10 protein-coding genes are annotated in these 12,971 nt (G+C 59.2%); 3 read left to right on the top strand and 7 right to left on the bottom strand.

The window, feature by feature from the left end:
- Window positions 1-16: 16 nt before the first annotated feature.
- Entirely contained in the window at window positions 17-727 is a 711-nt protein-coding gene (locus tag hmeg3_RS13235) for a GntR family transcriptional regulator (protein ID WP_094564135.1), read from the bottom strand.
- Window positions 728-1,005: 278 nt separating this feature from the next.
- On the opposite strand from hmeg3_RS13235, the gene hmeg3_RS13230 reads away from it, so the two are divergent.
- Both hmeg3_RS13230 and hmeg3_RS13225 read left to right on the top strand, forming a co-directional pair.
- Window positions 1,006-2,322 (top strand): MFS transporter, encoded by a 1,317-nt coding sequence (locus tag hmeg3_RS13230; protein WP_094564134.1) that lies wholly within the window; start codon window positions 1,006-1,008, stop codon window positions 2,320-2,322.
- A gap of 41 nt (window positions 2,323-2,363) precedes the next feature.
- Window positions 2,364-3,638 carry a glucarate dehydratase family protein gene (locus hmeg3_RS13225; protein WP_094564133.1) on the top strand — a complete coding sequence of 425 codons (1,275 nt, stop codon included), beginning with the start codon at window positions 2,364-2,366 and terminating at the stop codon, window positions 3,636-3,638.
- Window positions 3,639-3,712: 74 nt separating this feature from the next.
- Here the strand turns inward: hmeg3_RS13225 and hmeg3_RS13220 are convergent, their stop codons facing one another.
- Window positions 3,713-4,741 (bottom strand): 5'-methylthioadenosine/S-adenosylhomocysteine nucleosidase, encoded by a 1,029-nt coding sequence (locus hmeg3_RS13220; protein WP_094564132.1) that lies wholly within the window; start codon window positions 4,739-4,741, stop codon window positions 3,713-3,715.
- 224 nt (window positions 4,742-4,965) lie between these two features.
- On the opposite strand from hmeg3_RS13220, the gene hmeg3_RS13215 reads away from it, so the two are divergent.
- Window positions 4,966-5,169, top strand: a complete 204-nt coding sequence (locus hmeg3_RS13215; RefSeq protein ID WP_094564131.1) for a hypothetical protein — start codon at window positions 4,966-4,968, stop codon at window positions 5,167-5,169.
- A gap of 155 nt (window positions 5,170-5,324) precedes the next feature.
- Here hmeg3_RS13215 and hmeg3_RS13210 read toward each other — a convergent pair whose 3' ends face one another.
- The 5 genes from hmeg3_RS13210 to nirB all read right to left on the bottom strand — a co-directional run bounded on the left by hmeg3_RS13210 (window position 5,325) and on the right by nirB (window position 12,967).
- Window positions 5,325-5,912, bottom strand: a complete 588-nt coding sequence (locus hmeg3_RS13210) for a flavin reductase family protein (protein WP_094564130.1) — start codon at window positions 5,910-5,912, stop codon at window positions 5,325-5,327.
- Window positions 5,913-5,998: 86 nt separating this feature from the next.
- Window positions 5,999-8,743 carry a nitrate reductase gene (locus hmeg3_RS13205; RefSeq protein WP_198361699.1) on the bottom strand — a complete coding sequence of 915 codons (2,745 nt, stop codon included), beginning with the start codon at window positions 8,741-8,743 and terminating at the stop codon, window positions 5,999-6,001.
- An 11-nt stretch (window positions 8,744-8,754) separates the two neighbouring features.
- Entirely contained in the window at window positions 8,755-10,017 is a 1,263-nt protein-coding gene (locus tag hmeg3_RS13200; RefSeq protein WP_094564129.1) for an NAD(P)/FAD-dependent oxidoreductase, read from the bottom strand.
- Window positions 10,014-10,370: a nitrite reductase small subunit NirD gene (gene nirD, locus hmeg3_RS13195; protein ID WP_094566325.1), complete on the bottom strand. Its 357-nt coding sequence runs from the start codon at window positions 10,368-10,370 to the stop codon at window positions 10,014-10,016. The genes hmeg3_RS13200 and nirD overlap by 4 nt, the downstream gene beginning before the upstream one ends.
- Before the next feature lie 20 nt (window positions 10,371-10,390).
- On the bottom strand, window positions 10,391-12,967 hold the full coding sequence (gene nirB / locus hmeg3_RS13190; protein ID WP_094564128.1) for a nitrite reductase large subunit NirB: 2,577 nt from the start codon (window positions 12,965-12,967) through the stop codon (window positions 10,391-10,393).
- Window positions 12,968-12,971: the final 4 nt, after the last annotated feature.

The following is a 12,971-nucleotide window of genomic DNA, read 5'->3' as shown; positions in this document are numbered from 1 at the left end:
TCTCTCTTCAATCTCTTCAATCTTTCAGGTAGTGCGGAAAGCGCTCGCGGATCTCGTCCAGATGCGACAAGGTTCCAGATAAGTGCGTGCGCAAGGCGTCTTGCGCCGCTGCGGGGTCACCGGCAGCAATTGCCTGGACGATAGCTGCGTGGTCGCGCAGCACCGCATGCGCCTTGCCGGGAATCGGTACGTGCAGGGCGCGCAGGCGATCGAGGTGACCACTGTGCCGGCGCACCATCGCCCATAGATCCGGAATGTTCGCCGCCTCATACATCTGCCGGTGAAAAGCCTGATCTGCCTCGACAAAGGCACTGTAGTCGCCGCTTTCTGCCAGCGCTGTCTGGTTGGAGATGCTGTTTTTCAGCCGGACGATCAGTCCTTCGTTGGGCGAGGATGCCAGCGTGTGCACGATTTCCAATTCAATCGAGCGACGCAGAAAATGTGCCTGTCGCGCCATCGCAATATCCACCGCGCGTACCACCGTTGCGTGCTGCGGAAAAATATCCACCAATCCTTCTTCACCGAGTTTCATCAGAGCGTCGCGAATCGGCGTCTGGCTCAGGCCGAACTGCAATGCCAGTTCGGCACGCGACAGCACGGTGCCGGGCGTGAGCTGCATCGTAATGATGGCTTCGCGCAGGCGTTCGAATACCTGTGGCGCTGCGTGGCGTGAGCGGTCCAGCTGATGCAGGCGCTGAGGCTGGGGTGAGGGCAAAGGGCTGTTCATGGGTGATCGTGAATGTGGAATCCGGTCCGGCAATAAGGCAAAAATAAAACCGTCAAAGAGGGTGGCGCCATCGAGTGCAATCATCTGAGCATGTGGTCAGATCCGACATCTGTACTGCCAGGTTCAGCAAGATGCTGGCTGATGCCAGCCTGATCCTCTGTGTTATCCGCATGATAAGGCAATTCTGTCTCATTGACACGCTAATATATTAGTGTTTTAATGTTTTAACGCAAAAGGCAACAGCCTTTTTCTCATACTAAAAACGCAGGAGACAGGCAGTGAATACAGCGCAGGCAGCAAGCATTGCAGGGCGGGTCTTATCTCCGCTCGACAAGGCGGTATCCAAGATCAAGCAGCGCATCTTGCCGCTGTTTGTCATCATGTTCATCGTCAACTATATTGACCGCGTCAACATCGGCTTCGTGCGCACGCACCTTGCCGCCGACATCGGCATCGGCACCGCCGCCTACGGTCTGGGTGCCGGATTATTCTTCGTTGGCTACGCGATCTTCGAAGTACCGTCCAACATGCTGCTGCAGAAGTTCGGCGCCAAGGCATGGCTGACACGCATCATGCTCACCTGGGGCATCGCCGCGACTGCGATGGCTTTTGTACAGGGTGAGATGTCGTTCTATGCGCTGCGGTTTTTACTCGGCGTGGCAGAGGCAGGTTTTTTTCCCGGCGTGATTTACTACTTCACCCAATGGCTGCCCAATGGCGAGCGCGGCAAGGCGATGGCGATCTTCCTGAGCGGCTCGGCGCTGGCATCGATTCTCTCGGGCCCTGTCTCCGGGGCCTTGTTGCAGATCGAAGGCGGCGGCCTGCACGGCTGGCAATGGATGTTCATCATCGAAGGCCTCGCTTCCGTGGTGCTGTGCGGCTTTGTCTGGTTCTGGCTTGATTCGCGGCCTGCCGACGCCACGTGGCTCACGCAGAGCGAGCGCGACCTCATCACCAGCACCATCACCGCCGAACAAGCCGAGCGGGAGAAGAGCAAGCCGGCGCACATCTCGGCATGGATGCTGCTGCGCGACAGCCAGATCGTCATTTTCTGCTTCATCTATTTTTCGATCTCGCTGACGATTTATGGCGCGACCTTCTGGCTGCCCAGCATCATTCGCAAGATGGGCACGTATTCAGATTTTCAGGTTGGCCTGTTCAATTCGATTCCGTGGATCATTTCCATCATCGCGATGTATCTCTTCGCCGCGCTGGCGGCACGCTTCAAGTTCCAGCAGGCATGGGCTGCAGCGGCACTGGTCATTGCGGCGATCGGCATGTATGTCTCCACCTTCGGCGGGCCGGTGTTTGCCTTTGTCTCGATCTGTTTCGCCGCGGTCGGTTTCAAGGCTGCGTCCTCGTTGTTCTGGCCGATTCCCCAGTCCTACCTCGATGCGCGTATTGCCGCAGCCGTCATCGCGTTGATCAACTCGCTGGGCAATCTCGGCGGCTTCGTCGCACCAACCACCTTCGGTTTCCTTGAGCAAAAAACCGGCTCGATCGAAGGCGGCCTGTACGCGCTGGCGGCGACATCGCTGGTTGCTGCGGTCGTGGTGTTTTTCGCTCGCACGACAGCGCAGACCAGCAAGAAATAATTCATTACTGCCTATTACTACTGATTCTCGGAACCAAGACCATGAAAATCACACGCGTCACCGTCACACCGATCGCATTCAAAGATGCACCTTTGCTCAACGCCAGCGGCATCCACGAGCCGTATGCCTTGCGCTCCATCATCGAAGTCGAAACCGACAACGGTCATTTCGGTCTGGGTGAAAGCTACGGCGATGCGCCGGCCCTGGCGGTCATGGACAAGGTCAAGACGCAGATGATCGGCCTCGATCCGTTCAACCTCAACGGCTTGCGGGCCATCGTCAAAGCGACGGTGGCGGGCATGTCGCCGGCCAATAACTCAGGCGCCGAGCTGGCTCCCGGCTCGCATGCCAGCAAAGCCGTCAGCAATGCTTATTCTGCGTTTGAGGTCGCCTTGCTGGACGTGCAGGCGCGCTATCTGAATGTGCCACTGGTTGATTTGCTTGGTGGCGCCGTGCGTACTGAAATTCCGTTCAGCGCCTATCTGTTTTTCAAGTATGCGCAACACATTGACAGCCCCTACAAGCCCGATGCCTGGGGCGAAGCGCTGAGCGAAGAGCAGATCGTGGCGCAAGCACGCAGGATGATCGATGAGAACGGCTTTCAAAGCATCAAGCTCAAGGCCGGCGCCCTGGATCCGGAACATGAAGTCGCCTGCATCAAGGCCCTGAAAAAAGCCTTCCCGAACACGCCGCTGCGCATCGATCCCAACGCCAACTGGTCGCTGGAAACCGCCGTACGCATGGCCGAGTTGCTCGGCGACGACCTGCAATATTACGAAGATCCGACACCGGGGCTGGAAGGCATGGCCGAACTGCATCGCCGCACCGGGTTGCCGCTGGCGACCAACATGGTCGTGACCGATTTCGATGAATTTCGCCGCAGCGTCGCGCTCAACAGCGTACAAATCGTGCTGGCCGATCACCATTACTGGGGCGGCTTGCGCGACACGCAGATGCTGGCGCTGATGTGCGATACCTTCGGCCTGGGCGTATCGATGCACTCTAATTCGCATCTGGGCATCAGCCTGATGGCAATGTCGCATGTGGCCGCCGCCGTGCCGAATCTTTCCTACGCCTGCGACACCCACTACCCATGGCAGGAAGCCGACGAAGAAGTCATCAAGGGCGGCAAGCTGCCCATCCGCAATGGCTGCGTCAGCATCACGCGTGCGCCTGGTCTGGGAGTGGAACTGGACCGTGATCAGTTGGCGAAGCTGCATGATCTGTATCTCGGCTGCGGCATCCGCTCACGCGATGACGTACGCCAGATGCGCAAGTACAAGCCGGATTGGAAGACGGTCAAGCCGAGATTCTGAACGCCTTCACCAAATAAAAAAGCGGAAGTTATCTTCCGCTTTTTTTTTCATCGCAGACGTTGGCACGAGGGAGGTCACGGTTTGCGGGCACGCCGCTTCCAGGCCTCCAGAAACGCCAGCGTCACATTCGCCTCGTTGGTTTCCGCCAGTCCGCTGCCGAAGAAGGCGCCGACATCTTTGAAGTCGTTGCCGCCGGCCAGATCGGATACGCTCCGAAACGCGATGAAGGGCACGCCGTTGGCATACGCGACCTGGGCAAACGCCGCTGTCTCCATATCCACCAATTGCGCCTGCAGCGTTTCGTAGAGATACGCACGATAGCCGGCATTGGCTAAAAAGGCCGTGCCGGAAATCCCGCGTCCGCCAACTTTCAATGTCGGTTGCATAGCTACACACAGTGCCGGATTTTTGGGGCCGCATGTCGCCAGCGCAGGTTGCAAGGTGCGCGCCAACGCCAGCATTTCAGGATCTGCCTGAAACTCGAACCGGAACTCGCCCTGCGGCGCGTTGGCTGCAGTCATCACAAAGCTGTCGCGCATGAAGAGGCCGCTGCTGACTTTTCCTCCGGCGGCATCAACCAGAAAGTCCGGGCGGGCCTTGCCATTTTCTGTCGCCAACTTCAATCCCAGGCAACTGACGTCACCCGCGTTACCGCATGCCGCAGGCAGGCTGCCATCGCCATTCCAATACACCTCCATGGGCATTGCCCAGCTCTCCGGTACGATCACATCGCCAACGTGATTGGCAGGGTTCACGCCGCCGGCAATGCCGCTCATGAGGAGCCGTTCGACGCGGAAATGATCCAGCATCAGTTGTGTCGCCATCGTGGCGTTGACCATGCTCACGCCGCTGAGCACGATGACCACGGGGTTGCCGCGTAACACGCCCGTCGTGAATCGATTGCCGTTGATACGCCAGTCGCGTTTTTTCTGTGTCTGCTCAAGCAGAAGATCTGCCTCGGCGCCAAAAGCAGAGACGATGCCGATGCGCGGTTTGCATTCGCTGAGACAGCGTGTTTTCTCTGCCTGCGCTGCGGCTGATACGGCCAGCAAGATACTGCCTGCCAGGAGCGTGCAGGCAAACTTATTCAATAAGGAGGGCATGGCAGACAAAGGATTCCTTTCGCTGAGAGAAATAGAAGTGGCGCTCATGTGAAGCGGTAGATGTGCTGCCCAGAGAGTGCCGAAGAGTACCGGATTCCGCCAGTGTTGACTGAACGTCAATATTGGCGCGGCTTTCAGCAGAAAAAGATGATCGCCAAAATTGCCTTAAGGATATATTGCGTATATGATTGCCTCAAAGAAATAATCCAATCTGGAGACGGTATATGTGGCAATCCATGGTTCTCGTCGTTTGTGCTCTGGCAGTCTGCGGCTGCAGCCGCTCTCCTGCGGAACAACTGGCTTACCGCCACGCAGAGGAACAATACCAGATCAACATGGAGCGATCCGAGCGCTATCGGCAGTCGCTTGAGCAAGGCAACGGCGACAACGTCGCACCCATCATCGTGACAGCGCGCCCGGCGGAATAGTTTGCCGGCTTGGATGGCCGCCTTCGTTTTTCATCTTTCATAAAAATCGCCGCACGCAAAATTTTACGTGCGGCGATTTTTTTTCAGCATTCAGTCCTGAGACGATAGGCGCTCACAACATGGAACGATGAACGCGTAGCAGAGAATTCACGCAGTCAGTCTTCAGTGCTACCAGCCGCAGTGAGTGCATCGCCGATGGCGTAGTAGTGGCCGCCTGCGATGTAATGAAGGCTGCGCCACTTTGGGTCGGCGTTTTCAAAATTCCAATGACCGTTTTGAAATATGCGGTCGTCCGCCCACGCACCGATGACTTCACCAATGAACAAGTCGTAAGTGTTTTGGTTGTGCGGTTCGGCAATCAGCTTGCAGGCGAGCCAGGCGGAGCAGCCCGCAACGAAGGGCATCTTGTGGCCATCAATGCGAAACAGCTCGGCACCACTTTTTGCAAGCTTGTCCGGATCATCCGACAAGCTTGCTGATCCTACCGCCTGCGTCAACTCAAGCTGCGCCGCATTGGGAATTTGAATGACGAAGCGATGGCTTTTTTCGACCAGTTCGCGGGTCTTGGTTTGCTTGTCCAGCACCACGGTGATTTTTGGCGGCGCAAAATCCAGAGCGCACGCCCATGCCGCCGCCATGACGTTGTCGACGCCGTCATGTTCCGCGGAGACCAATACCGTCGGCCCGTGATTGAGCAGGCGATATGCTTTTTCCAGCGCAACCGGAGAGATATGTTCGTCCATTGTGGTATTCGTACGTTCGTTGTCGAACCCGAATTATGGCCGATCACGTCGTGCCTTGCTGAAGGATGCCGTGCCGGAAGGCTCGATCAGGCCGTCTCCGCCGCCTGTGTCTCCACCAGCAGCTTCTTGATCTCCGGCACGCAGGAGCCGCAGTTACCGCCGGCTTTGAGGCAGGAGGTGACTTCAGCGACGGTCTTCAGTCCTTTTTCGCGGACCGCATTGCAGATGGTATTGCGACCCACGCCGAAGCAGGAGCAGACCGTCGGACCGGTATCGGCGCCTTTTTCGATGGGTTGACCGATCAGCAGGCCGACACGGTCGGCTTCTTCCAACTGTTCCTTGTCGAACAGGCTCGCCAGCCACGCGCGTGAGGGCAGATCGGGGCGCTTGGACAGGAAGATGCACATGTCGATGCGGTCATTGTCGACGTGCACCGCGCGGTAGACGCCGGCAGTGCTGTCTTCGTACTCAAGCCAGTCGGCGTCGATGTCGTGCACCCCGAGGAGCGTGCGCGCCCACGCGCCGTGGTCGGCAATGACATTGCGGCCGGCCAGTTCGTAGCGCGCAAAATCGCGGCCCTGTATGCGTGTCCAATGCGTGATTTCATCCAGCGCGAGCGCCTTGCGGCTGAGGATGAAGCCATGCCATGAGACACCGAATTCTTCGATGTTCACCGGCGTATGTTTGAACTCAGGTTCGCCCGATACCGGATCGACCACGGGATTGACAAGGGCACCGACGCGCGCATCCGAGGCGGTCTGGCTGTTCCAGTGGATGGGAACGAAGACGCTGCCGCGCGCGATGCCGCCGCTGTGCTGCACACGCGCCACCATCGCGCCCCAGCGGGAACTGATACGCGCCAGACCGCCTTCGCGTACGCCATAGCGCAAGGCGTCTTGCGGGTGCATGTCCACGAAAGACTCCGGCACGTGATCGGCCAGTCGCGCCGACTTGCCGGTGCGCGTCATCGTATGCCACTGGTCGCGCACGCGGCCGGTATTGAGTGTGAGCGGGAATTCTTCATCCGGCAGATGCGCCGGTCCGCGCGGTGGTGTCGCGACGAAGCGCGCCTTGCCGTCGGGGTGGGAGTAGCGATGGTTGCCAAACAGGCGGGCTGTCCCAGTGACGGCGGCATCGGCATTGCTTGAGCGCGTGACCGGCCACTGTATCGGTTGGAGCTCGTCGAACTGCTGTTTGCTCATGCCGGTCAGTCCGTCGAGATTGAACAGGCGATGGCTGTGTCCGGTGATTTGTGGCGGGCCGTTGCGGTAGCTGCTCAGACGTGCGTGTTCGTCAAAGATGGCATGCGGGCCGGCAAAGTCGAAGCCGCGATAACCCATGCGCTTGGCGACATCGCAAATGACTTGCCAGTCCGGGCGCGCTTCGCCGGGCGCCGACAAGAAGGTGCGCTGGCGCGAGATGCGGCGTTCTGAATTGGTGACCGTGCCGTCCTTTTCTCCCCAGCCCAAAGCCGGCAACAGGATATGCGCGAAGGCATTGGTATCGGTCTTTTCCATGATGTCGGAAGCAACCACCAGCTCACACTTTGACAAGGCGCGCTGAACCACGTTGGCATCCGGCATGCTGACCATGGGATTGGTCGCCATGATCCATACCGCCTTGATACGGCCTGCTTCAATGGCGTTGAACAGATCGACGGCTTTGAGTCCCGGCTTGTCCGCCATGCGCGGCGAATCCCAGAAGGTCTGCACGGTGTCGCGATGCAGCGCATTGTCCAGATCCATGTGTGCGGCCAGCATATTGGCGAGGCCGCCGACTTCGCGTCCGCCCATGGCGTTGGGCTGGCCGGTGATGGAAAATGGCCCCGTGCCCGGCTTGCCGATACGGCCGCTGATCAGGTGGCAATTGATGATGCTGTTGACCTTGTCGGTGCCGGCGGAAGATTGATTGACGCCCATTGAAAACGCCGTGATGACTTTTTCGGTATTGGCGAACGATTCGTAAAACGCCAGCAAGTCGTTGACGTCGACCTTGCAGATACGCGCCACTTCATGCGGATCGGCGCAATCGGCGTCCGCAATCGCCAGCGCTTCGCCGAGGCCGGTGGTGTGGGCATCAACGAAGGCATTGTCGCGCGCACCGCGATGCGCCAGATAACTCATCAGACCGTTGAACAGCCAGACGTCGGTGCCCGGTTTGACCGGCAGATGCATGTCGGACAGTTCGCAGGTCGCGGTACGGCGCGGGTCGATGACGACCAGCTTCATCTCCGGGCGGTTTTCCTTGGCCTTGGCGATGCGTTGGAAAAGAATAGGGTGGCACCAGGCCGTGTTCGACCCGACCAGCACGACCATGTCGGCCAACTCCAGATCCTCATAGCAGATCGGCACCAGGTCTTCGCCGAACGCACGCTTGTGACCGGCCACGGCCGACGACATGCACAGGCGAGAATTGGTATCGATGTTGGCGCTGCCGATGTAGCCCTTCATGAGCTTGTTGGCGATGTAATAGTCTTCCGTCAGCAATTGGCCCGAGACATACAAGGCAACCGAATCCGGACCGTGCTGATCGATGATGCTGCGCAGACCGCCCGCAACTTTGTCGAGCGCGGCATCCCAGCTCACGCGCTGCATGTCGCCATGTTCATCGCGCATCTTCGGATGGAGCAGGCGTCCGTCGAGGTCGACTGTTTCACCGAGCGCCGAGCCTTTGACGCACAGGCGGCCCTTGTTGGCCGGATGCAGTTCGTCGCCGGCAATCGCGATCTTGCCGTCGGTTTGCATCGAGGCGCGTACGCCGCAGCCGACGCCGCAATACGGGCAGGTGGTCTTGGTGCCGACGGTCGAGAGCGGGATGTGGGAGAGATTCACGATAGTTCCGATCAGGCTGCCTTGTTGCCTTGGGCCTGGCTACAGATCGCCTGGCCGAACAGCAGTTGATGACGGATGGCGGAGATGTCGCCACCTTTCTGGATCAGGTCAAAATACCACGGGCCGTCCTTGACGTCACCGTAGAGCACCGCGCCGATCAGCCGGCTGCCTTTGAGCACCAGCCGTTTGTAGATGCCGCGGCGTGGATCGCGCAGCACGAGGTCTTCGGTGTCTTCCGCAGCGATGAAGTCGCCTGCCGAATACAAATCGACGCCGGTGACCTTGAGTTTGGTGGCAGTGGCCTGTTGCACATAGCGGCGATGTCCGGCGCCGGCAAGATGGGCGCCGCAGACGCGTGCCTGATCCCAGATTGGCGCGACCAGGCCGAAGGTCGCTTTGCGATGTTGCACGCATTCGCCGACGGCGTAGATGCGCGGATCGTAGGTTTGCAGCGTATCGTCAACCACGATGGCGCGGTCGCAATGCAGGCCGGCGCCTTTCGCCAGCTCAATGTTGGGACGTACGCCGGCGGTCATCACGACCAGATCGGCCGGGATCTCCGAACCGTCCTTGAAGCGCACCGCCGTGACGCGATCGGCGCCGACGATGGATTCCGTCTGCGCATTCAGCAAGAAGCGCAGGCCTTTCATCTCCAACGCCTTCTTCAGTAGCGCGGCCGCAGGTTTGTCCAGTTGCTGATTCATCAGGCTGTCGGTGACGTGCACCACGGTCACATCCATGCCTTGCCGCAGCAAGCCATTGGCAGCTTCCAGGCCGAGCAGGCCGCCACCGATCACCACCGCATGGCGATGGTTGCGCGCAGCGTCGAGCATGGTGTTGACGTCCTGGATGTCGCGAAAAGCGATTACGCCCGGCAGCTCATGACCCGGCACCGGAATGACGAAAGGCTTGGAGCCGGTCGCCAGCAACAGGCGGTCGTACTGAATTTCAACGCCGGCTTGCGAGCGCACGGTACGTTTGCGGCGATCGATCTTTTCAACCGGGTCGCCGGCGTGCAGCGTGATGTTGTTCTGTTCATACCACTCACGCGTGTTGAGCATGATGTCGTCAATGCTCTTGTCGCCAGCCAGCACCGGCGACAACAGAATGCGATTGTAGTTGCCGTGCGGCTCGGCGCCGAACACGGTGATGTCGTACAGATCCGGCGCCAGTTTGAGCAATTCTTCGACCGTGCGCATGCCGGCCATGCCGTTGCCGATCACCACCAGCGACGGTTTCTTCGAAGATTCAGCAGAGGCCGGAGCGACTGTCATGCGCCCACCCACACCTTGCCATGATCGATGCATGCCGGATACGCGCTGACCGAATGTTCGGGGGCTTCAATGCATTCGCCGGTCTGCAGGTCAAAGTGCTGCTTGTAGATCGGCGAGGCGACCACGATGCGCTCGCCGATGCTGCCGACCAGACCACGAGAGAGTACCGACGCATCGGCGTTGGGGTCGTAGTTACCGATGGCGAAGACGCGGGTCTCTTCCTGATTGGCATCGACAACGTGGAACACCGCGATCTGCTCGCCGTTGATCAGCGCGCAGACGCCGGTGTTGGGAACGATGTCGGCGATATCGCAGACTTCAATCCAATGTTCAATTTGTCGGTCGCTATGCATGTTCATGTTCTCCATCAGGGTCAGATTGCTTCCGCCACCACCGGAATATCGATCAGCTTACGCTCGGCAACCGTGGCCGGACGGATCTGGCCACGCTCGTCGACAAATTTGACGTTCTGGTCGGCTTCCTTGCTGTTGACGAAATGGCGGAAGCGCTTGCGTGTTTCCGGATCGTTGACTGCTTTCTTCCATTCGCATTCATAGGTGTCGACCACGTGCTGCATGTCGGCTTCCAGTTCGGCGGCAATGCCCAGCTTGTCGTCGATGACCACGCTCTTCAGGTAGTCAAGGCCGCCTTCCAGGTTGTCGCGCCAGGTACTGGTGCGTTGCAGGCGATCCGCCGTACGCACGTAGAACATCAGGAAACGGTCGATGTAGCGCACCAGCGATGTCTTGTCGAGATCGGAGGCGATCAGTTCGGCATGGCGCGGCTTCATACCGCCGTTGCCGCAGACATACAGGTTCCAGCCTTTTTCGGTGGCGATGATGCCGACATCCTTGCCTTGCGCTTCGGCACACTCGCGCGTGCAGCCCGATACGCCGAACTTGATCTTGTGCGGCGAGCGCAGGCCTTTGTAACGATTCTCCAGCTCGATTGCGAGGCCGACGCTGTCGTCAACACCGTAACGGCACCAGGTCGAGCCGACGCAGGATTTGACCGTACGCAGCGACTTGCCGTAGGCGTGGCCGGTTTCAAAACCGGCGGCGATCAGTTCTTCCCATATGTCCGGCAATTGCTCGACGCGGGCACCGAACAGGTCGACGCGCTGGCCGCCGGTGATCTTGGTGTAGAGGCCATACTTCTTGGCGATCTGGCCGACCGCGATCAGGCCGTCCGGCGTCACTTCACCGCCGGCCATGCGTGGCACGACGGAATAGGTGCCGTCCTTCTGGATGTTGCCGAGGAAGTAGTCGTTGGAATCCTGCAGGCTGGCGTGTTCTTTTTTGAGCACGAAGTCATTCCAGCACGAGGCCAGGATGTTGGCGGTGACCGGTTTGCAGACGTCGCAACCGAGACCTTTGCCGTGTTGCGTCAGCAGGTCGCCGAAGCTCTTGATCTTGTTCACGCGCACCAGATGGTGCAACTCCTGGCGCGAGTAGGCGAAGTGTTCGCAGACGTGGTTGTTGACGGCCAGGCCTTGCTTCTTCATCTCGGCCTTCATCACCTGTGTCACCAGCGGCACGCAACCGCCGCAGGCAGTACCTGCTTTGGTGCAGCTCTTGAGGTCACCGATGTTGGTCACGCCGGACGCCACTGCGGCACACAGCTGGCCCTTCGACACGTTGTTGCAGGAGCAGATTTGCGCGGAGTCAGGCAGGGCATCGACGCCGAGGCCGACCTTGGTCTTGCCGTCAGCTTGCGGGAGGATCAGAAATTCCGGCGACTCCGGCAACTCGATGCGGTTCAACATCATCTGCAGCAGAGTGCCGTATTCGGCCGCGTCGCCGACCATCACAGCGCCGAGCAGATGCTTGCCGGATTCGGAGACGACGATCTTCTTATAGATCTGTTTGCGCTCATCGGTGAACTGGAACGAACGGCTGCCGGCTTCCTTGCCGTGCGGATCGCCGATGCTGGCGACGTCCACTCCCATGAGCTTCAACTTGGTGCTCATGTCGGCGCCGTTGAACTGCGGAATGCTGTCGGCGGCGTCGTTCAGATGTGCCAATACGTGCTTGGCGGCGGTGCGTGCCATGTCATAGCCGGGTGCGACCAGACCAAAAATCTTGCCGTTCCATAAGGCGCATTCACCGATGGCGTAGATGTTGGGATCGGACGTGACGCAGCTGTTGTCGATGACGATGCCGCCGCGGTCGCCGACCTTGATACCCGATTCGCGCGCCAGCTCATCGCGAGGACGGATGCCGGCCGAGAACACGATCATGTCGGTGTCGAGGTGCGTGCCGTCTTCAAAATTCATGCGGTGGGTGCCGGTCTTGCCGTCGACGATTTCCAGCGTGTTCTTTTGCGTGTGCGCCGTGACGCCGAGATCCTGGATCTTTTGACGCAGGATGCGGCCGCCGCTTTCGTCGACCTGCACCGCCATCAGGCGTGGCGCGAATTCGACGACATGGGTTTCCAGGTTCATGTCGCGCAATGCCTTGGCGCATTCCAGACCGAGCAGACCGCCGCCAATGACCACGCCGGTCTTTGAACGCTTGCCGCATTCGAGCATCGCTTCCAGATCTTCGATAGTGCGGTAGACAAAGCAATCCTTGCGCTGGTTACCCGCGACGGTCGGGACAAAAGGGTAGGAACCGGTTGCCATCACGAGCTTGTCGTAAGACATGGTTTTGACTTCGCCGTTGATGTTGACGGTCACGGTCTTGGCGACGATATCGATGTTCTGCGCCTTGGCGTTGAGCTTCAGATCGAAGTGGATGCTGCTTTTGCCGGCATCAAAAAAACCGGGCGCCACCAGCGACAGATCGTCGGCGGTTTTGCCGGCGAAGAATTCGGACAGATGCACGCGGTCGTAGGCCGGACGCGGCTCTTCACACAGTACGGTGACGTTGATATTGGACGCACCGCTTTCGGCGAGCGATTCCAGAAACTTGTGACCGACCATGCCGTGGCCAATGACGATGATGTTCATGATC

Source organism: Herbaspirillum sp. meg3 (genome assembly GCF_002257565.1).
Classification (GTDB): domain Bacteria; phylum Pseudomonadota; class Gammaproteobacteria; order Burkholderiales; family Burkholderiaceae_D; genus Herbaspirillum.
Note: the sequence above shows the minus strand (reverse complement) of the source record. Positions and strands in the feature narration are given on the sequence as shown.